This window comes from Bradyrhizobium sp. 192 (assembly GCF_023100965.1).
In the GTDB taxonomy this organism is placed as follows: domain Bacteria; phylum Pseudomonadota; class Alphaproteobacteria; order Rhizobiales; family Xanthobacteraceae; genus Bradyrhizobium; species Bradyrhizobium symbiodeficiens.
Genome location: NZ_CP064690.1, coordinates 7335142 through 7357439 on the forward strand (window position 1 = coordinate 7335142; position 22298 = coordinate 7357439).

At 64.9% G+C, this 22298-nt stretch carries 22 protein-coding genes; 6 read left to right on the forward strand and 16 right to left on the reverse strand.

Going from position 1 to position 22298, the window contains the following annotated elements:
• Positions 1 to 84 precede the first annotated feature (84 nt).
• Positions 85 to 732, forward strand: coding sequence for a tetratricopeptide repeat protein (locus tag IVB24_RS34440; RefSeq protein WP_094976897.1), 648 nt, complete (start codon positions 85 to 87; stop codon positions 730 to 732).
• Positions 733 to 757: 25 nt separating this feature from the next.
• Here the strand turns inward: IVB24_RS34440 and IVB24_RS34445 are convergent, their stop codons facing one another.
• The 12 genes from IVB24_RS34445 to IVB24_RS34500 all read right to left on the reverse strand — a co-directional run bounded on the left by IVB24_RS34445 (position 758) and on the right by IVB24_RS34500 (position 11636).
• Positions 758 to 1702 carry a hypothetical protein gene (locus tag IVB24_RS34445; RefSeq protein ID WP_247770976.1) on the reverse strand — a complete coding sequence of 315 codons (945 nt, stop codon included), beginning with the start codon at positions 1700 to 1702 and terminating at the stop codon, positions 758 to 760.
• An 89-nt stretch (positions 1703 to 1791) separates the two neighbouring features.
• Positions 1792 to 2076 (reverse strand): cupin domain-containing protein, encoded by a 285-nt coding sequence (locus IVB24_RS34450; protein ID WP_091956448.1) that lies wholly within the window; start codon positions 2074 to 2076, stop codon positions 1792 to 1794.
• Positions 2077 to 2103: 27 nt separating this feature from the next.
• On the reverse strand, positions 2104 to 3201 hold the full coding sequence (locus IVB24_RS34455) for an ionic transporter y4hA (RefSeq protein WP_247770979.1): 1098 nt from the start codon (positions 3199 to 3201) through the stop codon (positions 2104 to 2106).
• Positions 3202 to 3251: 50 nt separating this feature from the next.
• Entirely contained in the window at positions 3252 to 4586 is a 1335-nt protein-coding gene (locus tag IVB24_RS34460; RefSeq protein ID WP_247774226.1) for a sodium:proton antiporter, read from the reverse strand.
• A gap of 97 nt (positions 4587 to 4683) precedes the next feature.
• Complete coding sequence (locus IVB24_RS34465; protein ID WP_247774227.1) at positions 4684 to 5481, reverse strand: alpha/beta hydrolase; 798 nt, start codon at positions 5479 to 5481, stop codon at positions 4684 to 4686.
• 217 nt (positions 5482 to 5698) lie between these two features.
• The gene (locus IVB24_RS34470; protein ID WP_247770981.1) at positions 5699 to 7096 is read right to left on the reverse strand and encodes an NAD(P)(+) transhydrogenase (Re/Si-specific) subunit beta; all 1398 of its coding nucleotides are present in this window, start codon (positions 7094 to 7096) and stop codon (positions 5699 to 5701) included.
• Positions 7097 to 7138: 42 nt separating this feature from the next.
• A complete protein-coding gene (locus tag IVB24_RS34475; RefSeq protein WP_094976891.1) occupies positions 7139 to 7456 on the reverse strand; it encodes a proton-translocating transhydrogenase family protein in 318 nt (105 codons plus the stop codon).
• A gap of 11 nt (positions 7457 to 7467) precedes the next feature.
• The gene (locus tag IVB24_RS34480; protein ID WP_247770983.1) at positions 7468 to 8595 is read right to left on the reverse strand and encodes a Re/Si-specific NAD(P)(+) transhydrogenase subunit alpha; all 1128 of its coding nucleotides are present in this window, start codon (positions 8593 to 8595) and stop codon (positions 7468 to 7470) included.
• Between the two features lie 140 nt (positions 8596 to 8735).
• On the reverse strand, positions 8736 to 8888 hold the full coding sequence (locus IVB24_RS34485) for an aa3-type cytochrome c oxidase subunit IV (RefSeq protein ID WP_094976889.1): 153 nt from the start codon (positions 8886 to 8888) through the stop codon (positions 8736 to 8738).
• A 97-nt stretch (positions 8889 to 8985) separates the two neighbouring features.
• Entirely contained in the window at positions 8986 to 9381 is a 396-nt protein-coding gene (locus tag IVB24_RS34490) for a type II toxin-antitoxin system death-on-curing family toxin (protein ID WP_094976888.1), read from the reverse strand.
• Between the two features lie 12 nt (positions 9382 to 9393).
• Positions 9394 to 9618 carry an AbrB family transcriptional regulator gene (locus IVB24_RS34495; protein ID WP_018641564.1) on the reverse strand — a complete coding sequence of 75 codons (225 nt, stop codon included), beginning with the start codon at positions 9616 to 9618 and terminating at the stop codon, positions 9394 to 9396.
• A 104-nt stretch (positions 9619 to 9722) separates the two neighbouring features.
• A complete protein-coding gene (locus IVB24_RS34500) occupies positions 9723 to 11636 on the reverse strand; it encodes a M3 family oligoendopeptidase (RefSeq protein WP_247770984.1) in 1914 nt (637 codons plus the stop codon).
• Between the two features lie 127 nt (positions 11637 to 11763).
• On the opposite strand from IVB24_RS34500, the gene IVB24_RS34505 reads away from it, so the two are divergent.
• From IVB24_RS34505 to IVB24_RS34515, 3 genes are all read left to right on the forward strand, one after another.
• Positions 11764 to 13260, forward strand: a complete 1497-nt coding sequence (locus IVB24_RS34505) for a sigma-54 dependent transcriptional regulator (RefSeq protein WP_247770988.1) — start codon at positions 11764 to 11766, stop codon at positions 13258 to 13260.
• A 347-nt stretch (positions 13261 to 13607) separates the two neighbouring features.
• Positions 13608 to 15782, forward strand: a complete 2175-nt coding sequence (locus IVB24_RS34510; protein WP_247770989.1) for a L,D-transpeptidase family protein — start codon at positions 13608 to 13610, stop codon at positions 15780 to 15782.
• Positions 15783 to 16051: 269 nt separating this feature from the next.
• Positions 16052 to 17671, forward strand: coding sequence for a DUF882 domain-containing protein (locus IVB24_RS34515; protein WP_247770992.1), 1620 nt, complete (start codon positions 16052 to 16054; stop codon positions 17669 to 17671).
• 112 nt (positions 17672 to 17783) lie between these two features.
• Here IVB24_RS34515 and IVB24_RS34520 read toward each other — a convergent pair whose 3' ends face one another.
• From IVB24_RS34520 to IVB24_RS34530, 3 genes are all read right to left on the reverse strand, one after another.
• A complete protein-coding gene (locus IVB24_RS34520; RefSeq protein ID WP_247770995.1) occupies positions 17784 to 18221 on the reverse strand; it encodes a DUF1801 domain-containing protein in 438 nt (145 codons plus the stop codon).
• A gap of 151 nt (positions 18222 to 18372) precedes the next feature.
• Positions 18373 to 18645 carry a DUF2312 domain-containing protein gene (locus IVB24_RS34525; RefSeq protein WP_094976882.1) on the reverse strand — a complete coding sequence of 91 codons (273 nt, stop codon included), beginning with the start codon at positions 18643 to 18645 and terminating at the stop codon, positions 18373 to 18375.
• Positions 18646 to 18842: 197 nt separating this feature from the next.
• Positions 18843 to 19154 (reverse strand): DUF1244 domain-containing protein, encoded by a 312-nt coding sequence (locus tag IVB24_RS34530; protein WP_094976881.1) that lies wholly within the window; start codon positions 19152 to 19154, stop codon positions 18843 to 18845.
• Between the two features lie 168 nt (positions 19155 to 19322).
• Here IVB24_RS34530 and IVB24_RS34535 point away from each other — a divergent pair, with 168 nt between their 5' ends.
• Together IVB24_RS34535 and pyk are read left to right on the forward strand one after the other, a co-directional pair.
• Positions 19323 to 19922, forward strand: coding sequence for a DUF1036 domain-containing protein (locus tag IVB24_RS34535; RefSeq protein ID WP_094976880.1), 600 nt, complete (start codon positions 19323 to 19325; stop codon positions 19920 to 19922).
• Positions 19919 to 21355, forward strand: a complete 1437-nt coding sequence (pyk, locus tag IVB24_RS34540) for a pyruvate kinase (protein ID WP_140481134.1) — start codon at positions 19919 to 19921, stop codon at positions 21353 to 21355. Before IVB24_RS34535 ends, pyk begins: the two co-directional genes overlap by 4 nt.
• Positions 21356 to 21507: 152 nt before the next feature.
• On the opposite strand, the gene IVB24_RS34545 is transcribed toward pyk, so the two are convergent.
• Positions 21508 to 22188 carry a TetR/AcrR family transcriptional regulator gene (locus tag IVB24_RS34545; RefSeq protein ID WP_091956437.1) on the reverse strand — a complete coding sequence of 227 codons (681 nt, stop codon included), beginning with the start codon at positions 22186 to 22188 and terminating at the stop codon, positions 21508 to 21510.
• Positions 22189 to 22298: the final 110 nt, after the last annotated feature.

Here is a 22298-nt window from a genome sequence, read left to right on the forward strand (position 1 = left end):
TTTGTCGCGAGGAAAAACCGCTGCATGCTTTTCGCCAACGCGGCCTTCGGGTCCGGATCATGCTCTAGCGCGAGCGAACCGTAGATGGCCTCCCCCTTCCCCCAGCGCGGCTTGGCGCGGCTACGCCAGATCTGGCAGCCGCTCGCGCTGGCGTTGATGGGGATTACGCTGTGCGGCTGTTCTTTCGATCTGGGATCGCTGATGCCGGAGAAGGACAAGCCGCAGGAGGCCCCCAAGGCGGCCGCGCCCGCCGAGAGCGCAGTGAGCGCGGGCAACGTCGCCGAGGCCCAGGCCCTCACCGCAAAAGCCCAATCCCTGGCGAAGTCAGGCGAGGTCGCGGCAGCCCTCGACGAATTCAATCGCGCGGTCGGGCTCGATCCCTACAATGCGCAGGCGCTGTATGGCCGTGCCCTGATCTACCAAGGCAAAAATCAGCACGATTTCGCGATCGCAGATTTCAGCGCTGCGAGCGGGCTCAATCCCCAGAAGGTCGAGCCGCTGCTCGGCCGCGCCACCAGCTATCTCGCGCTCGGCAAGGTCAAGGAGGCCACGGCCGATCTAGATGAGGCTTCCGAGGCCGATCCACACAACGCGCAGGTCTGGACTGCGCGCGGACAGGCCTATGAGCGGCTGGGCGACAGGGCCAAGGCGGCGGCGTCCTACACCAGGGCTGTCTCGCTTCGCCCACGTGACGACGCCGCGCGCAGCGGCCTCGCCCGCGTCGGCGGCTGACGGTTTTGGCGGCGCGGGCGCCGTCTTAATCGGGGGTGGCGCCCTTCGGCAGGACCGAGTGGAACATCGACTTCATGCCCGACAGCATCTCGTCGGCGACATTGGTCTTCTTCGGCCGGGGCATGGAGGCGCCGGCGTCGGCGCGCAGATCGAGCGGGGGCGCGATCGTCGGCACGGGAATGTCAGCCGGCGGCGTCATCCGATTTGGGTCATCGTTACCGACCGAGGCCGTGTAGGGCGGATTGGCCGGCGAGGAGCCATCCTTGTCATAGGCGTCCGGCAAGGGCGTCGATACCGTGATCGGCGGCGGCAGCGGACGGACCGTAGCCGGCTCCATGCTGATGATCTGGGGGGCCTCCGGCGTGCGGGCGGCTTCCCGCACGGCAGGCTCGATCGGCCTCTCGGCTGACTTGGCTTCGGCAGGCCTGGCCTCGAACGGCCTGACCTCGGCGGACTTGCTCTCGGACGACTTGCTCTCGTACGACTTGCCCTCAGGAGACTTGCGCAGCCGCTCGATCGCGGCACGCACGAGGTCGTTGGCGTCGGGGGCCGGGGCCGCAGCAGCCGGTGCCGAATTGGCCTCTACCACCGGAGCGGGGGTGCCGGCGGCCGGGGTCGACTTGGCCGCTGCCTTCTCGCGCGCCGACGGCTTGCCACGCGGACCGGCCTCGGCCGGGGCCCCGTCGGCAGACTTGTGCTCGGCGGACGGCTGATCGCCAGCCTTTACAGCCGTCGGCTTGTCCGTCACGCTCTTCTCGAGGATGCCTTTGGCCTTGACGCCGGGCGCAGGGAGATTGGCCACATCGGCTGGCTTGCCGTTCTTGCCGGCTTCGGCAGGGGCCACGACGGCCGCAGGGGCATCAGCCGCCGGCCTGGCGTTGATGTAGTGGTTAACGATGTACGCCCCGATGATCGTCGCGAGCACCGAGGGGAAAATATCCATCGAAATTTTAGCGAGGTATTTCAGCATTCCGGCCACTCCCCGCGATCAGATGCGGGAACTTTGGGGCATTGTAAGGGATCAACTGCGACGGATCGATGGCAAGTTGTAAGGCGGACCTACGGCTTCAGCTCGATCTCAAGGAACACGATCTCGGTTGAGGTTTCGTTAAGTACGTCGTGTTGGACGCCGGCCTTGCGGAAATAGGATTTCCCGGCTGCCAGCTGCGCCTTGGACCGCTCTCCGCCGGGCGCGACGATGGTCATTTCCCCCGCGACCACGGGAACAATCACGTAGTCCATGCCGTGGGTGTGATGGCCGGTGGCGCCGCCGGGCGGAAGGCGCCATTCGGTCACCCGGACCTCCTCGTTGTCGACCTGAACCTCGGACTTGGCGGCAAGCATCTGGAACCTCTCCTGGCACCTAGCACGTCAGGGTACGAAAACCATGAACACGTAAACGGCAAATACCACCATATGGACCAGCCCGAACAGGACATTGGTCCTGCCCGTTCCGAAGGTCAGCATGCTCAGAAAGAAGGTCAGCAGCAAAAGCACGCTGCCCTGGGAACTGAGGCCGAGCGTGAGCTCCTTGTCGAGCGCGTAGGTGGCGACTCCGACGGCCGGGATGGTCAGCCCGATGGTCGCCAACGACGACCCCAAGGCGAGGTTGATGCTCTTCTGGAGGTCGTTCTTGCGGGCCGCCGCGACGGCCGCGACGCCTTCCGGCATCAGGATCAGAAGCGCGACCAGAACGCCGGCAAAGGCCGGCGGCGCCCCGATCTTGGCCGCGACGGCGTCCATCACCAGCGAGAATTTCTTGGCGAGCAGCACCACGGCCAGCAGCGCAATCAGCAGCAGCACCACGCTGAGCGCCAAGATCCGGCCCGACAGATACGCCTCGCCGCTCCCCCCGTCCGCCCATTCATGGACGAAGTAATCCTGGTGCAGGACGGTCTGAGTGTAGAGAAACACCCCGTACAGCGCCAGCGTGACCACACCGACGAAGCCGAGCTGAACCGCCGAATAGGCCGGCCCCGGCGTTGTGGTCGTGTAGTTCGGCATGATCAGCGTGATGGTCGCGAGCGCGAACAGGACGCTGAGATAAACGTTCGCCCCCGAGAGCTGAAAGCCCTGCTCGCGATAGCGCAGGCCGCCGATGAAGATGCAGAGTCCGACGAGACCGTTGCAGACGATCATGACCACGGCGAACACGGTGTCGCGCGCCAGTTCCGGGGCGGGCTTGTCGCCCAGCATGATCGTGGTGATCAGCGCCACCTCGATGACGGTCACCGAGAGCGTCAGCACCAGCGTGCCATAGGGCTCACCGACCCGCTCGGCGATCACTTCGGCATGATGAACCGCGGCGAACACCGTGCCAAACAGGATGACCAGGAGGACGATGGCGAAGACGAGCCCGCCGAGCGACAGCGTGAAGACGTAGCCGGTCGCGCTGACGGCTGCGAACAACAGCACGGCCAGCGCCGGAAAGATCCAGGCCGACCTGGGCATCGGATTATGCGCGCTCATCTACCGGCTCCAATCGCTGAAGACGAGCAGTAGCAAATCGGCAGGCAGATTCAATGCCAGCGCAGGATCGGCGCCACCGGCAGCAGCGTCAGCAGCATGAACAGCGGGATCAGCACCGCGCCGGCGCGCAAGAAATAGCCGAAGAAGCTCGGCATCTCGATGCCGTTCTCGCTGGCGATGCTGCTGACCATGAAGTTCGGCGCATTACCGATATAGGTGAGCGCTCCCATGTAGACGGCGCCCATCGAGATCGACGCGAGCGTGCCCGACAGCTGATGCATCAACGTCTGCGGATCGCCGCCGGCAAGCTGGAAGAACAAAAGATAGGTCGGCGCATTGTCGAGAAACGCCGACATCAGGCCGGTGAACCAGAAATAGGCGACCTCGCGCGGCGCGCCGTCCGGCCCCGTCACGGCCGACAACAGCCAGGCGAAGGCACCGTGATGGCCGGCATTGAGCATGGCAATGACCGGGATGATGGCGACAAAAATGCCCGCGAACAGTTTCGCGACCTCGCGGATCGGCTCCCAGGTGAAGCCGTTGGCCTCCCTGTGCTCATCCGGGGTCAGCCACACTGACAACGCCGCGATGGAAAGCAGCGCCAGATTGCGGGCGATGTCTTCGAGCTCCAGCTTCGTTCCGAGAATGTCGAAAGCAATAGCCGGCTTCCACATCGCCGACGCCAGCAGGCTCGCGACGATCGCTGCGATCAGCACGAGGTTGACGAGACCGCGGATGCGGACGGGGGCTGCAGGACTGGGGTCGCTGAGTGCAGGCTCGCGGCGGAAGCGCCAAAGATCGACAACGATGAAGATCGCGAGCAGCAATCCGGCAACGATCGCGGTCTGCAACCAGATGGTCCGCGTGGTCCAGAAGAAGTCGACGCCGTGCAGGAAACCGACGAACAACGGGGGATCGCCGAGCGGGCTCAGCGCGCCGCCGACATTGGCGACAAGAATGATGAAGAAGATGATGACATGGGCATTGTAGCGCCGGGGCCGGTTGGCGCGGATCAGCGGGCGGACCAGGATCATCGCGGCACCCGTGGTGCCGACGATGCTCGCCATCAAGGTGCCGAGCGCGAGAATGCCGGCATTCGTCGCCGGCGTGGCCTTGATGTCGCCCGTGATCAGGATGCCACCGGCCACGACGTAGAGCGCGAACAGCAGCACGATGAAGCCGAGATATTCAGTTAGCATGGCATGGACTAACGCCGCCAGCGTCGCCATGCTTCCGGCAAAAATGACGAGCGAGGCCAGCGCCAGCAGCGACCAGGCAGCGGTGATCTTGCCGTAATGATGGTGCCAGACTTTCGCAAACAGCAGCGGTCCGAGCGCGATCGAGAGCAACAGGCCTGCAAAGGGAAGCGCGTAGGGCCAACGCATCGCCGCACCATCGAGGCCGGTTGCGGCCCATGCCTGCTGCGGCAACAATACGAGGATGGCGGCAAGGGATATGCTCCAGAGCCGGGTGACGAGCTGTTTAGGATCCAATGAATTGCCTTACTGTTTCGATCGCACCGAACGCATCGAGATTGTCGTGTCCGCCACCCGCAAAGCGAACGAACTGCTTCGGTTCATGCGCGAGCGCGAACAGACGCTCTCCGAACACGATCGAAATGGCAAGGTCATTGGTGCCATGCATGACCAATAGCGGCACAGTGACGCGCGCGATCCGCTGGTCGGAAGGGAACGGATCGCGCATCAAGAGGCGCACCGGAACGAACCAGAACGACGAAGATGCAATGTCGGCCGTCGACGTATGGGGCGCCTCCATGACGAGTTTCCCAACACGCCGTTCCGAGGCGAGCGCGACCGCCACGCCGGTCCCGAGCGAAAAGCCCCAGGCGACGATTCGTTCCGCCGTGTAGCGCGCCGTGGTGAAGGCATAGGCCGCGGCGGCATCGCGCAGCAGCCCCTCCTCGCTCGGCGCGCCGCTCGAGCCGGCATAGCCGCGGTAGGACAGCGCAACGAGCCCCGTGCCGTCAGCCGTCATCGCCTTGAAGCGACCGACACGGCCGGCGAGAAAATCGCCATTGCCCGGAAAATACAGGATCACGGGACGACCGGGCCTCGCCGGCACGTGCCAGACGATGATCTTCTCGCCATCCGAGGTGGTCAGGACATGCTCCTCCGCCTCGGGACAATCCGCCGCCTCCGGCGGGGTCCGCTTGGCGGTCGGTATCGGAAACAGCATCTCGCGCTGCCGGGTGTAGAGCACGACGAGCCCGGCGAGATAGACGCCAGCGAGCAGGATGACGGTCCATTTGGCGATGGTGATCATGGCGCGGCCGGCCCTGGTTCAGGCTCAGGATTTGCGACGGCTCCGCAGCAATTTCATGACGTCGGGCCGGAGGCTCGCCGGTACGTCGCGGCAACCGCACGCCGCCTTGTGGGCGGCATGCCATGCGACGCGTTGCTCGCGCGTTGCCTTGAGCGGCATGCGATGAGACCGGTGCCATTCCTTGTTGATGGCCACGGTCGGTTTCCTTCGCGTGCTACATCGCCTTGACGATGTTCTCGGTGACCTTCTTGGCGTCCCCGAGCAGCATCATGGTATTGTCGCGATAGAACAGCGGATTGTCGATGCCGGCATAGCCGGAGGCAAGCGAGCGCTTGATGAACATCACGGTGCCCGCCTTCCAGACCTGCAGCACGGGCATGCCGTAGATCGGCGAGGTCTTGTCCTCTTCGGCCGCCGGATTGGTGACGTCGTTGGCGCCGATCACGAAGGCGATGTCGGCCTGAGCGAACTCCGAGTTGATGTCCTCGAGCTCGAACACCTCATCATAGGGAACGTTGGCTTCGGCCAGCAGCACGTTCATGTGGCCGGGCATACGGCCGGCGACCGGGTGAATGGCGTATTTCACCTCGACGCCTTCCTTCTTCAGGATGTCGCCCATCTCGCGCAGCGCGTGCTGCGCCTGCGCCACCGCCATGCCGTAGCCGGGCACGATAATGACCTTCTGGGCATTCTTCATGATGAAGGCCGCGTCGTCGGCCGAGCCGAGCTTGGCGGGCTTCTGCTCGCCGCCGCCACCGCCGGCCGCCGCGGTCTCGCCGCCGAAGCCGCCGAGGATGACCGAGATGAAGGACCGGTTCATCGCGTGGCACATGATGTAGGACAGGATCGCACCGGACGATCCGACCAGCGCGCCCGTGATGATCAGCGCGGAATTGCCGAGCGTGAAGCCGATGCCGGCCGCAGCCCAGCCGGAATAGGAGTTCAGCATCGAGATCACGACCGGCATGTCGGCGCCGCCGATCGGGATGATCATGAGTACGCCGAGCGCCAGCGCGATGATGACGATCAGCCAGAAGTCGAGCGCGCTGCCCGACATCACCAGCCCGACGATGAAGACGACGAGCGCGATTGCCAGCGCGATGTTGATGATGTGGCGGAACGGCAGGATGATCGGCGCGCCGCTCATGCGCGCGGACAGCTTCAGAAACGCGATCACCGAGCCGGTGAAGGTCAGCGCGCCGATGGCGACGCCGAGCGACATCTCGACCAGGCTTTGCGGATGGATGTTGCCGGGAGTGCCGATGTCGAAGGCTTCGGGCGCGTAGAACGCGCCGGCGGCCACCAGCACCGCGGCCATGCCGACCAGCGAGTGGAAGGCGGCGACCAGTTCAGGCATCGAGGTCATCGGCACGCGGCGGGCGATGACCGCGCCGACCGAGCCACCGATAGCGATGCCGAGAATGACCAGCACCCAGGCGAGACCGTCGGCCGGCGGATGGCTTGCCAGCGTGGTGGCGACCGCGATCGCCATGCCGATCATGCCGAAGAAATTACCCTGGCGCGACGTCGCCGGGCTGGACAACCCGCGCAGCGACAGGATGAACAGCACACCCGCCACAAGGTAAAGAACTGCTGCCAGATTGGCGTTCATCTCAGGTCCCCTTTGTCTTCGTCACCCCGAGGTGCACGCCGGTCACTTTACCTTCTTCTTGTACATCGCCAGCATGCGCTGGGTGACAAGGAAGCCGCCGAAGATGTTCACGCAGGCGAAGATCAGCGCGATGAAGCCGAAGGCACGCGCCCATCCTGAACCGCTTGAGATCATACCGACGCCGACGGCGAGCAGCGCGCCGACCACGATCACCGAGGAGATCGCGTTGGTCACGCTCATCAGCGGGGTATGCAGTGCCGGGGTCACCGACCACACCACGAAATAGCCGACGAAGACGGCAAGAACGAAGATCGACAGCCGGAAGACGAAGGGGTCGACGACCTGTGCAACATGCTCCATGGCGGCTCTCCTCAAGCTTTCGGCTGGAAGTTCGGATGAATGACGGCGCCGTCTTTCGTGAGCGCGGTCGCCTTGACGAGCTCGTCGTCCCAGTTCACGGCGAGCTTCTTCTCCTTCTTGTCGACCATGGTCTCAATGAAGTTGAAAAGATTGCGCGCGTAGAGGCTGGAAGCAGACGCCGCGACACGGCCGGCGACGTTGGTGTAGCCGACGATCTTGATGCCATCGAGGTCGACGACCTCGCCGGCCTTGGCGCCCTCGACATTGCCGCCGCGCTCGACGGCAAGATCGACCAGCACCGAGCCCGGCTTCATCGACTTGACCATCTCGCCGGAGACGAGCTTCGGCGCGGGCCGGCCCGGGATCAACGCGGTGGTGATCACGATGTCCTGCTTCTTGATGTGCTCGGCGGTGAGCGCGGCCTGCTTGGCCTGGTATTCCTTGGACATTTCCTTGGCGTAGCCGCCGGCGGTCTGCGCGTTCTTGAACTCCTCGTCCTCGACGGCGAGGAATTTCGCGCCGAGCGATTCGACCTGCTCCTTCGTGGCGGGACGCACGTCGGTCGCGGTGACGACGGCGCCGAGACGGCGCGCGGTCGCGATCGCCTGGAGGCCGGCGACGCCGACGCCCATCACGAACACTTTTGCGGCAGGCACGGTACCGGCCGCGGTCATCATCATCGGGAAGGCGCGGCCGAACGCCTCGGCGCCCTCGATCACGGCGCGGTAGCCGGCGAGGTTCGCCTGCGAGGACAGCACGTCCATCACCTGCGCGCGGGTGATGCGCGGCATCAACTCCATCGCGAAGGCGGAAACGCCGGCATCGGCGATCGTCTTCAGCGCAGCCTCGTTGCCGTAGGGATCCATGATCGCGATGACGAGTGCACCGCGCTTGTATTGCGCGAGCTCGGACGCCTCAGGGCGCTTCACCTTGATGATGATGTCGGCATCCTTCAGCGCATCTGCGCTGACGGTGGCGCCGGCGGCCGTGAATTCGGAATCCGGAAGACCCGATTTGAGGCCGGCGCCCGGCTCGACGGCGATCTCGGCACCCAACGCCTTGAACTTCTTCACCGTATCAGGCGAAGCGGCAACGCGCGGCTCCGACGGATCGATTTCCTTGGCAACGGCGATCTTCATAGGCCCTCCGGCGACGCGGACAAAAACGCGCACGCGAACTTAGCGTTACTCCCGCAACGTTTCGATACCGGTTTTGGAACCGGCTTGTATGCAAATTTTATGAGCAGCCGCCGGCGCTGGCGGATGCAACCGTCGATGGATCAGGTCAGGAAGACCGCCATCAGGATCACGATGAGCGCGACCGAGACCGTGCCGTACTTCACCAGCTTGATGAAGCCCTCATAGGTCTGCTCGTGGGCAATGTAGTCGTTGCCGTCTGCGGTGGTGTAGGCCACTTCGCTATGGTCAGCCATGGAATGTCCCCAGTCGAAAGTCGAATTCTTGGGCTGGGATACCTGAAACCTTCGAACAGGGCAACGGCAGGCAAGCGCGGTTTTCCCGCAAATCAGGTCATTTGGAATCCCAATTGTCGCGGATCCAGCGCGTCAGGCTCTCCTCGCTGACTTCGCCGGCGGCGAGCGAGAGGATGATGATTGTCGCTTCCGCGGGATCGGGACTGAAGGCCACGCCGTTCTTGTGGAGGAAGACCATCAACGCCATGAAGGCGATGCGCTTGTTTCCATCGACGAATGCTGGGTTTTTCGCGAGACCAAATGCATAGGCCGCGGCGAATTCATCGATCGGCGCCTGCTCGTACCGCCATTTGTTGATCGGACGGTCCAGCGCCGAGCGCAACATGCCCTCGTCGCGCAATCCCGGCGCACCGCCGAAGCGCCGGAGTTGTCGACCGTGAATTGCGACGACCTGCTCGTAGGTGATCCAGAGCGGCTCCTGCAGATCGCTCATGCGCCTGGCAGGCTATTTTGCAAGCGCAGCGAGCGTGTCGCGATACTTGTCCATCACCTCGTCGGCGATTTCCATCGTCCGCTCGAAATCGGGGTCGTAAGGCAACAACTGAAAACCACCGCCGGGTAATTCCACGATGTGCAATTGCTGTCCGCGCTTGAGATCGAGACGCTGCATCAATTCGCGCGGCAGCAGCAGACCATCGGAATTGCCGATTTTCTTGATCTCGATCTTCATGGGCTTGCCTTAGGGGCGTTATACATATGTATAACACTGTTGACCAGCGCTGTTCAACAGGTGTTTTACGCCCTGTTGGGCGCTTGGAGCACCGCTACCTCCCCTCAGCCCATTGCCTCCAACTCGTCGATCATGCCGGCGATGACCGAGAGCCCGCCGTCCCAGAACTTCGGGTCCTTGGCATCGAGCCCGAACGGCCGCAGCAGCTCGGAATAATGCTTGGTACCGCCGGCGGCGAGCATGTCGAGATAGCGCTCGGCAAAACCCTCGGCCGCGTTCTCGTAGACCGCATAGAGCGAGTTCACGAGGCAATCGCCGAACGCATAGGCGTAAACGTAGAACGGCGAATGGATGAAGTGCGGGATGTACATCCAGTAGTTCTCATAGCCCGCCTTGATCTCGATCGCCGGACCGAGGCTCTCGCCTTGCACCGACAGCCAGATCTCGCCGAGCCGCGTCGCGGTGAGCTCGCCGTTCTTGCGCTCGGTGTGGACCGCGCGCTCGAACGAGTAGAACGCGATCTGCCGCACCACGGTGTTGATCATGTCCTCGACCTTACCGGCGAGCAGCGCCTGGCGCTGTTTCGCATTCCTGGTCTGGGCAAGGAGCCGCCTGAAAGTGAGCATCTCGCCGAACACGCTGGCGGTCTCGGCCAGCGTCAGCGGCGTCGGCGCCATGAGCGCGCCGTTCTTCGCCGCCAGCACCTGGTGCACGCCATGGCCGAGCTCGTGGGCGAGCGTCATCACGTCGCGCGGCTTGCCCTGGTAGTTCATCAGCACATAGGGGTGCGCCGACGGAGTGGTCGGATGCGAGAACGCGCCCGGCGCCTTGCCCGGCCGCACCGGCGCGTCGATCCAGCGATCGGTGAAGAAGCGCTCCGCGATATCAGCCATTTTGGGCGAGAACCCACGATAGGCCGTCAGCACCATGTTGCGGGCGTCGGGCCAGCCGATGGTATCGGTCGCGGCAAAGGGCAGCGGGGCGTTGCGATCCCAATAAGCGAGCCGCTTCTTGCCGAACCACTTCGCCTTCAGCGCGTAATAGCGATGCGACAGCTTTGGATAGGCTGCGCGGACCGAGGCGACCAGTGCATCCACCACCTCGCGCTCGACGCGGTTGTTGAGATGGCGGGAATCCGCGACATCCTTGAACCCGCGCCAGCGGTCGGAGATGTCCTTGTCCTTGGCGAGCGTGTTGGTGATCAGGGCAAAGGTGCGCTCATTGGCCTTGAAGGTCTTTGCCAGCGCCTCAGCCGCAGCCTTGCGCTTGGCGCCGTCACGGTCCTGCAACAAATTGAGCGTCGGCTCGATCGCGAGCTCCTTGGACCCGACCTTGAAGCGCAGCCCGGAGATGGTCTGGTCGAACAACCGGTTGAAGGCGGAGTAGCCGGTCTGCGCCTTCTCGAGGAAAAGCTGCTCGAGCTTGTCGTCGAGCTGATACGGCTTCTCCTTGCGCAGATCCTCGATCCAGGGACGGTAGTGCGCCAGCTCGGGGGCTTGCATCGCGCGGTTCAAAATATCGTCATCGATACGATTGAGCTCGAGCGCGAAGAACAGAAGATGCGTGGACGCCCCGGTCAGCCGCTCCGACACATCGCCATAAAACTTTGAAATCGCAGGGTCCACGCTGTCGCCGGCGTGGACGAGCCCGGCATAGGAACCGAGCCGACCGGCAAGATCGTCGATTGCCTCATAGCGTCGCACGGCTCCCGCGAGCCATTTTCCGCCATCTTCGTTTGCTGTCCCTGTCGCCAGCTTGCCCTTGTAGTCGGTCTCGAACGCGACGCAGTCGGCATCCATCTTTTCGAGATCGCGCGCCACTTCCGGCGCATCGATCCCGGAATAGAGATCGGCGAGGTTCCACTCTGGAAGCTTGCCGGTCTTGCTCACAGGCTTCGTGGGTGAAGATTTGGAGGATTTGGCCTTGGCGGCAGATTTCGGATTGCGAAGCGCGGGCTTGCTGGAAGCGGACTTCTTGAGAGCGGAGGTTTTGAGAGCAGGCTTGGAGCGCGAATTCATTGTGTGGGAAACCTGTGTTCAACAATCGCAGCGGCGGGCGAGGGCATCAAGGTTTAAGAGTGCGTTAATCGGCTTCGGCCAGAGTGCCCCGATTCGAGACAGATAGTAGTAGCGTGCGGGGAACACCATGGCTGCCAGTATTTTGATCGCCGACGACGATGCCGTGGCCCGCCGGCTGGTCGAGAACATGGTACAGAAATGCGGCTATGAGACGGTCGTCGTGGACTCCGGTGACGCCGCGATCGCCGCCCTCACCGCCCCCGATGCGCCGGCCATCGACGCCGTCATCCTCGATCTCGTGATGCCCGGTCTCGACGGCATGGGCGTGCTGGCGAAAATCCGCGAAGCGGGTCTCAGCGTCCCCGTCATCGTGCAGACCGCCCATGGCGGCATCGACAACGTGATCTCGGCGATGCGCGCCGGCGCGGCCGATTTCGTGGTCAAGCCGGTCGGTGTGGAGCGGCTCCAGGTCTCACTTCGCAACGCGCTCAACGCCTCCGCGCTCAAGGGCGAATTGCAGCGCATCCGGCACAGCCGCGAGGGCCGGCTGACCTTCTCCGACATCATTACCCGCGCCGAGGCAATGGCCGGCGTGATGCGCGCCGCGCAGAAGGCGGCGAACTCCGCGATTCCCGTTCTAATCGAAGGCGAGTCCGGAGTCGGCAAGGAGATGTTCGCGCGCGCCATCCATGGCAGCGGCGAGCGCAAGGCAAAGCCGTTCGTCGCGGTCAATTGCGGCGCGATCCCCGACAACCTCGTCGAGTCCATCCTGTTCGGCCATGAAAAGGGTGCCTTCACCGGCGCCACCGAGCGGCACATGGGTAAGTTCGTCGAAGCCCATGGCGGCACGCTGTTTCTGGACGAGGTCAGCGAACTGCCGCTGGCTGCGCAGGTCAAGCTGCTGCGCGCGCTCCAGGAAGGCGCCGTCGAGGCAGTCGGCGGCCGCAAGCCCGTCAAGGTCGACGTGCGCATCGTCTCGGCAACCAATCGCCGGCTGCTGGAGCGGGTGAAACAGGGGCACTTCCGCGAAGACCTGTTCTACCGCCTGCACGTGCTGCCGCTGACGATCCCCTCGCTCAGGAGCCGGCGCGAGGACATCCCGCATCTGCTCCGGCATTTCCTGGCGCGCTTTGCCGCCGAGGAGAATCGCCAGATCACCGGCATCAGTGGCGAGGCCATGGCGCATCTGGCCCAGCTCGACTGGCCCGGCAACATCCGCCAGCTGGAGAACGCGGTCTACCGTGCGGTGGTGATGAGCGAGGGCGACCAACTCGGCCTTAGCGATTTCCCTCTGCTCGCCTCGCAGCCGCATCCCGCAACCGAGATTCCAACCGCCCCGCTGATGCTCGAGCCGGCCGCGGCCCCGTCGATGGTATCAGGCAATGAAATACCGATCGCGCCGCTTCCGGCGGGGGGAACTCTCGCCCTGCTCACTGCGACCGGCGACGTCCGCTCGCTGGAGGACATGGAGAGCGAGATCATCCGCTTCGCGATCTCGCACTACCGCGGCCAGATGTCCGAGGTGGCCCGCCGCCTCAAAATCGGCCGGTCCACCCTGTACCGCAAACTCGACGAGGCCGGCGTTCCCGGACATGGCGGGAAAAGCGGCGAGGAGACGCACTGAGCCTCAAGAAAACGGAGGTTCGCGGGACGCTGGGAGACCAGCTGTAAGCCGTTCGCATGACGACAGAATTCGACTGTGGCTTGAACCGTGACTTGGAAGTGACAGACACAGGGAAAAGCGCTTCGGGCAAGCGCACAATCCGTTGCCAAGAGGCTCCCTTGAAGTCAGTTTGCCGTGAGTTGTCCCGGTTAGCGCTGGCTGCAAAACCGGGCCCTGTATATCGTCTGCGTAGGAATCGTTGCGTGCAGGCGTGCAACTTTCGAGAGGCCGGCGCCGTTTAGCCGAAGCTCAATAGGCGATAACAAAGCTGTTCCACGAGGGACAGTTCACCCGAGGGGTGCGACACAATGCGTGACTGTTTGAACCACCGTGCAGGCTTCGATCGTGTCTTGATGACGGTCGCGGCAACCTTCCTCACGGTGTCCGCCGGCTCGGCCCTGGCCCAGGATCAGGCGCGCAGCAGCGCCGCCGAGCTCGCAATCGAAGCCGCGATCCCACGTCCCGAGCCGGCCAATGTCCCGCCCCCGACCGCGTCGGACATCAAGCTCGACACCACCGCCACGGTTCAGGACGCCGCCAAGGAACCAGCGAAGGAGCCCGTAAGGGCTGACGTCGCTCCAGCCCCGGCCCCCGAGAAGGTCGAAACCAAGCCGTCTGACGTCGCCACCACGCCTGCGCCCGCGGCGCCGAACAGCGAAACCGCGAAGTCCGAGCCCGCAGCCACTACCCCGGCCGCGCCGGCACCCGCCACCGCTGCGGCTCCTGCCGCTGAGCCCGTGAAGGCCGCGAGCAACGTTCCCGCCGCCGACCAGCCGGTCGCCGACAAGCTCAAGGACATCATCGGCGCCAAGACCTCGCGCCATTTCGACCGCAAGAACGAGCGCGCCGCGATCGAAAAGTTCTATGGCGCACGCGACTTCGCGCCGGTCTGGACCCAAGGCGGCAGCCTGACGCCCGCCGCCAAGGGCGTCATCGCACGGCTGAAGGACGCGGCGTCCGACGGCCTCAATCCCGCCGACTATGCGGTGCCCGACTTCGCCAGCGCCATCACGCCCGATGCGCTGGCCGATGCAGAGCTCAAGCTCACCGCCAGCATGTTCGACTATGCGCGCCAAGCCCAGAGCGGCCGCATGCATTGGTCGCAGGTCAGCGGCGACATCCTCTATCCCGAGCATCCGGTCGATCCGAACGAGGTGCTCGCCAAGGTCACGACCGCGACGGATGCCTCCGCTGCGCTCGACAGCTACAATCCGCCGCACAAGCTCTACAAGGAGCTGAAGGCCAAGCTCGCGGAGCTTCGCGGTCAGGGCAACGGCCCGGTGATCGAGATCGCCGATGGTCCGGCGCTGAAATACACGCCAGCCCGCGGTAAGAAGCAGGCTGAAATCGTCGTCGACGATCCGCGCGTGCCGCAGCTGCGCGCCAAGCTCGGCATCACCGAAAACGCGAGCGACACCCGGTATGACGCAACGGTCGCCGAAGCCGTGCGCAAATTCCAGACCAGCGCCGAGATCAAGGCGAACGGTATCCTCGACGACAAGACGGTCAAGGCGATCAACACCCCGAAGCGCGACAAGCAGATCGACGCCGTGCTGGTGAACATGGAGCGCTGGCGCTGGCTGCCGCGCGACCTTGGCGTGCCCTCGCTGGGCGATGCCTATGTCATCCTCAACATTCCAGACTACACTCTGAAGGTCATGCAGCGCGGCCAGCAGATCTGGACCACACGTGTCGTGACCGGCAAGCCGGGAACGCATGCGACCCCACTGCTCACCGAGACGATGAAGTACATCACGGTCAACCCGACCTGGAACGTGCCGCCGTCGATCGTCTACAACGAATATTTGCCGGCGCTTCAGCAGGACCCGACCGTGCTCCAGCGCATGGGTCTCAAGCTCGAGCAGAACCGCGACGGCTCCGTGCACATTTCCCAGCCGCCCGGCGAAGCTAACGCACTCGGCCGCATCCGCTTCAACTTCCCGAACAAGTTCCTGGTCTATCAGCACGACACGCCGGACAAGAACCTGTTCTCGAGGGACGAGCGCGCCTTCAGCCACGGCTGCATGCGCGTGCAGAACCCGGATCAGTACGCCTCCGTTCTGCTCGGCATCGCGCTGCCGAACGAGAAGTACACACCGGAGCGTATCCGCAGCATGTACGGCAAGAGCGAGATCGACCTGAAATTTCCGACCCCGATCCCGGTCAACATCACCTATCAGACCGCCTTCGTGGACGACGCCGGCAAGCTGCAGTTCCGCAAGGACGTCTATGGCCGCGACGCGACCATGATCAACATCCTGAAGAACAACCGCGGCAAGGATCTCGAAGCCGTCGTCGCGCACTCGCAACCGAGCTATTCGCGCCCGGCGACGACCCTCCCCTCCGGCGTTGCGGTGGCCAATAATGGCGGTGGCTTCGGCTCGTCCGGCCCGAACTTCTTCGAGCGGCTGTTCGGGGCGCCGACACCCCCGCCGGCTCCGGTCGGGCGCCGGCCTCAGCAGCAGCGGGTGTTCACCCGGTAAGCCTGCACGGCCCTCCTTTTCTGAATTCCACAACGAAATCAACGGCCCCATCCCATGGATGGGGCCGTTTAACGTTAACCATTGTCCACCTCGCTCGGGGCAGCGGGCGTTTTTTTGCCACACTCACCCGGTTAGGTTTGTATTCTGACTTGGTTTGGGGGCGAGAAGGTCAACCTCGAATTAACCTTCTCGCTTTAAGAAAGCGTTCACCCTCTTTCGCGCGCTAACGGGGTTGGCGGGAGAGTCCATTTTGAACGCTGGTCGACTGGGTGGGCTCTAACGTGCTGACTGGTCTCGCACGCAGATTTACTGTGTTGTCGTTGTCCCATGCGGGAGTGAAGGCCGGATCCCGGATCGGCCTCGCTGCCGTATTGTTGCTTGCTGCCGCGGGTTCAGTCCATAACGCCGCCGCGTTGAGCGAAACCAAGACGCTCTCCTTCCACCACACCCATTCCGGCGAAGACCTGACCGTCACCTTCAAGCGCGAGGGCCGCTACGACGAAGCGGCGCTGAAGCAGCTCAATCACTTCCTGCGCGACTGGCGCACCCAGGACGAGACGGTCATGGACCGTCACCTCTTCGACATCCTCTGGGACGTCTACCGCGACGTCGATGCCAAGCAGCCGATCCAGATCATCTCCTCCTATCGCTCCCCCGCCACCAACGCCATGCTCCGCCGCCGCTCCTCCGGTGTGGCGCGCGCCAGCCAGCACATGCTGGGACATGCGATGGATTTCTACATTCCGGGCGTGCCGCTGGAGCAGATCCGTTTCGCCGGCTTGCGCCTGCAGCGCGGCGGCGTCGGCTTCTATCCGACCTCCGGATCGCCCTTCGTGCATCTGGATACCGGCAGTGTCCGGCACTGGCCGCGCATGACGCATGACCAGCTCGCCCGCGTGTTCCCTGATGGCAAGACGGTGCATCTGCCGACCGACGGCGTGCCGCTGAAGGGCTATGAGCTCGCCAAGGCCGAGATCGAGCGGCGCGGCAATGCCGGCGATTCCGGCAGCAAGCCGAATTTCTTCGCCGCCTTGTTCAAGGGCAAGCCGGCCCCGGCCGCCAGCAGCGACGAGGATGACGAGGGCGCGCCCGCCCCGGCCGCCAAGCCGGCAGCCGGGCCGACCGTGGTTGCAGCCAAGCCCGCGGACCCGGTGCCGACGCCGCGCGCCAAGCCGCAGATTGCCGCCACGATCCAGCTCGCCTCGGCCGACGCGCAGCTCGTTGCGCCGCCCAAGCCGAAGCCCGCGGCCGTGGCTGACAAGCCGGCCCACAAATCTGCGGACGGCAAGCCGGAGACGCCGGCAGACATCATCAATGCCCGCGGCTTCTGGGATGATGTCCCGGCCGCGCCGCAGCAGGCGACGCCGGCGCAAATCGCGGCTCTGAAGGCGCGCCAGGCGCTCGCCTCTGCCACCGATCCGCAGGCAACCGCGAGCCTGCCCAACGCAGCCCTTCAGGCGCTGGCTTACGCGCCGGCCGCATCCCCGGTCGATCGCGCCAATGTCGTTGCCGCCTCTGCGCCGATCCCCCGCTCCGCCCGTCCCGCATCGCGCAGTGTCGCTCAGGCCACCGAAATCAACACGGTGGTCGGCAAGAACGTCGACGGCGCAGTCGCGACCGCGACCCGCCTCTCCGCTGCCAAGAGCGAGAGTATCTGGCTCAAGATCGCGATGCTGTCGCCGAGCGCCAGCCGCGCGATGTCGGTCACGCTGATGGGCGAGCTCGATACGGCCGCGCTGCGCGGCTATTTCGTCAAGCCGCATGCCGTGATCGCGATGGGCTTTGCCGACGACCCGATGCACGGCCTGTCCTGCGACAGTTTTTCGGGCAGCGCGACCGCGAAGCTCCAGACGACATCGTTCGTCATGCGCACGGCCGCGTTGCGCTGAGGCGCCGAGCTCCCTCCGCGAATTCGGTCTCGTCGCCCGGATGAACGGGTAGACATCCGGGAAAGTCGTGCGCGCTGAGACATCTCGGATATCGCTTCGCTCATCATCCGGGCTACAGGTGCGCCGATTTCGCCTTCCTTCCCCGCCGGTCCAGATGATACGTCAGCGCCAGCGACAGGCAGACCGATAGTTCCCGCTTTGGCAGCTTGCCCGCCATCGGCAACAACAGCGCCCGCGTCTGCCGGTACTCGAACCGATCGGGAAAGCGTTCGCGGAAGCTATCGATCAGCGTCGACTGGCAATTGAACAGGATGGCAGCGTGCGCGGAGTCCTTGACGCGGCCGAGCCGGATCGTCGAGCCGCTGCCGGACTCGTCGGTCAGATAAGCCGGCTCGCCCCATTTCAGAGTCTCGGTGAGCCGGCCGACCTCTTCATGCGCCGCGGCGGTCGCGAAGATCAGCGCGCGCACCTGAAGCAGCCGCTTGCCGATCGGCAGGGGAAGAGCGCCGAAGGCACGGCCCACCTCGCGCGGCAGCGGTGGCGCGGTCACGGCAAGCTCCGATCACAAGCCAAGTGCGACATCCCACGCTTGTAGCCTGGATCGAGCGACGGCGTAACCGGGACGCCGCCCGCACAGCAAGAACCCGGATTTTGCTTGCGCTCCATCCGGGCTACGGCAGCGGTGTTCGAGGCAGGATGCCTCAGAGCATCCCCAGCGCCTGCATGTAGGTCTCAAGAATGGTCTCGGCCTCGGCGCGCTCGTTGGGATCCTGCTTGCGCATGCGCACGATGGTGCGCAGCGCCTTGACGTCGTAGCCGTTGCCCTTGCTCTCGGCATAGACGTCGCGGATGTCGTCGGAGATCGCCTTCTTCTCTTCCTCCAGCCGCTCGATGCGCTCGATGATGGACTTGAGCTGGTCCTTGGCGAATTTCGTCGCGGGCTCGTCGTCGCGGACGGCGGCGGTGGTGGCCATCTTGGTACTCCACATGGAACTGGCAAAACGAGGTGACGCCGGCATCCTCACCGCGCGTGCTGGCTAGAACCCTTAGGGGCCGTACCGATTGCGTTCAAGGCAGCATCGCGCTCGTCCACAGCGCGCCCACACCTTCCTGCGGCGAGGCCGAGAAAGCTGTTGTGTGATGCGACTCAGGCGTGGCTTCGCAGGACCGCTCAGTGCCCGTGGCCGTGGGGGTGGACCTTCTTCATCGTATCGAGCTGCTCGGACGTGGCTGTGCCCTGGTATTTCGACTTCCAGGTCTCATAGGGCATGCCGTAGACGGCCTCCCGGCTCTCGTCCTTGCTCAAGGCGACGCCTTGCGCGTCGGCGGCCTCCTTGAGCCAATTGGACAGGCAGTTGCGGCAGAAGCCCGCCAGATTCATGAGGTCGATGTTCTGGACGTCGGTTCGCGTCTTCAGATGTTCGACCAGATGCCGGAAAGCGGCCGCCTCGAGCTCCGTTCTGGTTTTGTCGTCGATTGCCATGGCTATGTCCCTTGGGCCTGCCCCCGGTGCTGGTCACCCTTACGGGATCAGGTGGGTCCTGTCACAGATTTTGCCATATCCCGGCGCAAACGGACCCGAACCCGGCCTCGGGGCAGTTCCTCGTCCCCTGCGCCAAATCGTCAATGATCTGATATAGCTTCCGCGACAATGATCGCCGAATCTCCCCGCTCCCCGCTTCGCCTGCTCGCCCGGTTGGTCCCGGTGCTGGTGGTCGCTTGGCTGTGCCTCTACGCCACCCCGGCCTCGGCCGATTTCCGTCTCTGCAACAACACCTCGAGTCGGGTCGGCATTGCGCTCGGCTACAAGGACGCCGAGGGCTGGACCACCGAAGGCTGGTGGAACATCTCGTCCCGCGCCTGCGAGACCCTGCTGCGGGGAACGTTGGTCGCCCGTTATTATTACATCTACGCCATCGACTATGACCGCGGCGGCGAGTGGTCGGGGCAGGCTTTCATGTGCTCGCGCGACAAGGAGTTCACCATCCGCGGCACCGAGGATTGCCTCGCGCGGGGCTACGACCGGACCGGCTATTTCGAGGTCGACACCGGCGAGCAGCGGGCCTGGACGGTGCAGCTCACCGACGCCAACGAGCAGCCGTCGCAGCAGCAGCGTGTGCCCGGCCTGCCGGGCCCAGTTGGCCCGGGTGGCGGGGTTCCGGGTTTGCCCAATGGGCCGCCCGGTGGTACGCCCCCCGCCGCGCCTGGCCTCCCGCCAGCTCCCTCGCCACCGTCTGGAAGTAAGCCATGAGGCGTCTTCGCCGTATCAAGATTCTCGCGACGCTCGGACCGGCCTCCTCAGACCTCGCGATGATCCGCCGCCTGTTCGAAGCCGGCGCCGACCTGTTTCGCATCAACATGAGCCACACCCCGCATGACAAGATGCGGGAGCTGGTGGCGACGATCCGCAACGTAGAGAGCAGCTACGGCCGGCCGATCGGCATCCTGGTCGACCTCCAGGGCCCGAAGCTGAGGCTCGGCGCCTTCGCCGAAGGCTCGGTGCAGTTGCAGAACGGCCAGACCTTCACGCTGGATTCCGACAAGACCCCCGGCGATTCCACGCGTGTCCATCTTCCGCATCCGGAGATCCTGGCGGCGCTGCGGCCCGGCCACGCGCTGCTGCTCGACGACGGCAAGGTGCGGCTGATCGCGGAAGAGACCTCGAAAGAACACGCGGTGACGCGCGTGGTGGTCGGCGGCCGGATGTCCGATCGCAAGGGCGTCAGCCTGCCCGATACGGACCTCGCGGTCTCGGCGATGACGCCGAAGGATCGCGCCGACCTCGAGGCCGCACTGGTCACCGGCGTCGACTGGATTGCGCTGTCCTTCGTGCAGCGCGCCGATGACGTCATCGAAGCCAAGAAGATGATCCGCGGCCGCGCCGCGGTCATGGCCAAGATCGAGAAGCCGCAGGCAATCGACCGTCTTGCCGACATCCTTGAAGCCTCCGACGCGCTGATGGTGGCGCGCGGCGATCTCGGCGTCGAACTGCCGCTGGAGCGCGTGCCGAGCCTGCAGAAGCAGATGACGCGGATGGCGCGCCGTGCCGGCAAGCCGGTGGTGATCGCGACCCAGATGCTGGAATCGATGATCCAGTCGCCGGTGCCGACCCGCGCTGAAGTCTCCGACGTCGCCACGGCGGTCTACGAGGGCGCCGACGCCATCATGCTGTCGGCGGAATCGGCGGCCGGCAAATTCCCGGTCGAGGCGGTCTCGACCATGAACCGCATCGGCGAGGAGGTGGAGCGCGACCCGATTTATCGTTCCGTGCTCACGGCGCAGCGCCCCCCGCCGGAAGCCACCGCGGGCGATGCCATCGCCGACGCCGCGCGGCAGATCGCCGAGACGCTCGACCTGCCCGCTTTGATCTGCTGGACCTCATCGGGCTCGACCGCAGTGCGCGTGGCGCGCGAGCGGCCGAAGCCGCCGATCGTGGCGATCACGCCGAACATCACCGCCGGCCGCCGGCTCGCGGTGGTCTGGGGCGTGCATTGCGTAGTCGCGGAAGATGCGCGCGACCAGGACGACATGGTGAACCGCGCCGGCCAGATCGCGTTCCGCGATGGCTTCGTCCGCGCCGGTCAGCGCGTGCTCATCGTCGCCGGCGTGCCGCTCGGCATTCCCGGCACCACCAATATGGTGCGCATCGCCTCGGTCGGCCCCGAGGGCGACGCTGACATCTAGGGCCCCGCCAGGGCACGCCGAACTAAAAGTCGAAAAACAACCCCATGCAAAGTAGCCGGAGGGTCCGGCGAGCCTGCTGCGGTTTTGCGAAAAGGCTCGCTCGGTCAACGACCTGAGCGCCGTGAGGCCGGCCACTCGTGTGCATGGCGGTTCTACGCCCCAACCAGCGCCTTTGCGGTCGGCAACAGCGTCTGCTGCACCACGAGACCCCTGGCGCGGGCGTCCATGACGCCGACCGCACGCAGCGCCAACAGCGTCACGGTCTGCACCGCGTCGCGCATCTTGACGGGATCGTCGAGATTGTCAGGCGCGAGCGGCCCGACCAGGGCTTCATGCAGCGCGCCGAGCAAGGCGGTGGCGGCGAGCGCTGTGTCCTGCGCCGGCAGGTGACCGGCCCGCACCGCAGCGTCGATCCGGGCAGCCATCTCGCCCGCGATCTCGCGCCGGCTGGCCAGGCGCGAGGCACTGACATCGACATCGACGGGCTCAGCCAAAATGCCCCAGGCCAATCGGCGCTGCGACAGGGTGTGGACCGCTACCGTCGTCACGGCCGCGGCCAACGCCGAGGACGGCCCCGGCGCGGCATCGGCCGCCCGGCGGATCGCCGCGAGCTCGTCGCGGGAGACCTCGGCGATGAGTTCGGAGATCAGTTCGGCCTTGGAGGGGAAGTAGCGGTAGACCGTGCCCGCCGCGACATTGGCCCGGACCGCGACCGGTGCGATCTGCACCGCCGCCATGCCGCCTTCCGCCGCCGTCTCCCGTGCCGCCGTCAAGATCGCACTGCGCCGCGCCGCCAGGCGCTTAACCACTTGATGCGTCCGCCGATAAACCATGGCGCGCTTCCTGTCCCACACGCCGCCGCACGCCCTGCGGCCAAACGCTTCGTCACGTCAAAAGATGCAAATCGCCCCGCAAGGACTGAACAACTATTCAGGAAGGATGA

Excerpts from the sequence above, each read along its gene's own strand:
- IVB24_RS34490 (WP_094976888.1), bottom strand. The coding sequence starts at position 9,381 with ATGAGCGATCTGCAGGAGCCGCTCTGGATCACCTACGAGCAGGTCGTC.
- IVB24_RS34485 (WP_094976889.1), bottom strand. The coding sequence starts at position 8,888 with ATGGCTGACCATAGCGAAGTGGCCTACACCACCGCAGACGGCAACGAC.
- IVB24_RS34460 (WP_247774226.1), bottom strand. The coding sequence starts at position 4,586 with ATGCGTTGGCCCTACGCGCTTCCCTTTGCAGGCCTGTTGCTCTCGATC.
- IVB24_RS34450 (WP_091956448.1), bottom strand. The coding sequence starts at position 2,076 with ATGCTTGCCGCCAAGTCCGAGGTTCAGGTCGACAACGAGGAGGTCCGG.
- IVB24_RS34445 (WP_247770976.1), bottom strand. The coding sequence starts at position 1,702 with ATGCTGAAATACCTCGCTAAAATTTCGATGGATATTTTCCCCTCGGTG.
- IVB24_RS34525 (WP_094976882.1), bottom strand. The coding sequence starts at position 18,645 with ATGGCCACCACCGCCGCCGTCCGCGACGACGAGCCCGCGACGAAATTC.
- IVB24_RS34510 (WP_247770989.1), top strand. The coding sequence starts at position 13,608 with ATGCGTGACTGTTTGAACCACCGTGCAGGCTTCGATCGTGTCTTGATG.
- pyk (WP_140481134.1), top strand. The coding sequence starts at position 19,919 with ATGAGGCGTCTTCGCCGTATCAAGATTCTCGCGACGCTCGGACCGGCC.
- IVB24_RS34545 (WP_091956437.1), bottom strand. The coding sequence starts at position 22,188 with ATGGTTTATCGGCGGACGCATCAAGTGGTTAAGCGCCTGGCGGCGCGG.
- IVB24_RS34470 (WP_247770981.1), bottom strand. The coding sequence starts at position 7,096 with ATGAACGCCAATCTGGCAGCAGTTCTTTACCTTGTGGCGGGTGTGCTG.
- IVB24_RS34440 (WP_094976897.1), top strand. The coding sequence starts at position 85 with ATGGCCTCCCCCTTCCCCCAGCGCGGCTTGGCGCGGCTACGCCAGATC.
- IVB24_RS34480 (WP_247770983.1), bottom strand. The coding sequence starts at position 8,595 with ATGAAGATCGCCGTTGCCAAGGAAATCGATCCGTCGGAGCCGCGCGTT.
- IVB24_RS34495 (WP_018641564.1), bottom strand. The coding sequence starts at position 9,618 with ATGAAGATCGAGATCAAGAAAATCGGCAATTCCGATGGTCTGCTGCTG.
- IVB24_RS34505 (WP_247770988.1), top strand. The coding sequence starts at position 11,764 with ATGGCTGCCAGTATTTTGATCGCCGACGACGATGCCGTGGCCCGCCGG.
- IVB24_RS34535 (WP_094976880.1), top strand. The coding sequence starts at position 19,323 with ATGATCGCCGAATCTCCCCGCTCCCCGCTTCGCCTGCTCGCCCGGTTG.
- IVB24_RS34530 (WP_094976881.1), bottom strand. The coding sequence starts at position 19,154 with ATGGCAATCGACGACAAAACCAGAACGGAGCTCGAGGCGGCCGCTTTC.
- IVB24_RS34455 (WP_247770979.1), bottom strand. The coding sequence starts at position 3,201 with ATGAGCGCGCATAATCCGATGCCCAGGTCGGCCTGGATCTTTCCGGCG.
- IVB24_RS34500 (WP_247770984.1), bottom strand. The coding sequence starts at position 11,636 with ATGAATTCGCGCTCCAAGCCTGCTCTCAAAACCTCCGCTCTCAAGAAG.
- IVB24_RS34475 (WP_094976891.1), bottom strand. The coding sequence starts at position 7,456 with ATGGAGCATGTTGCACAGGTCGTCGACCCCTTCGTCTTCCGGCTGTCG.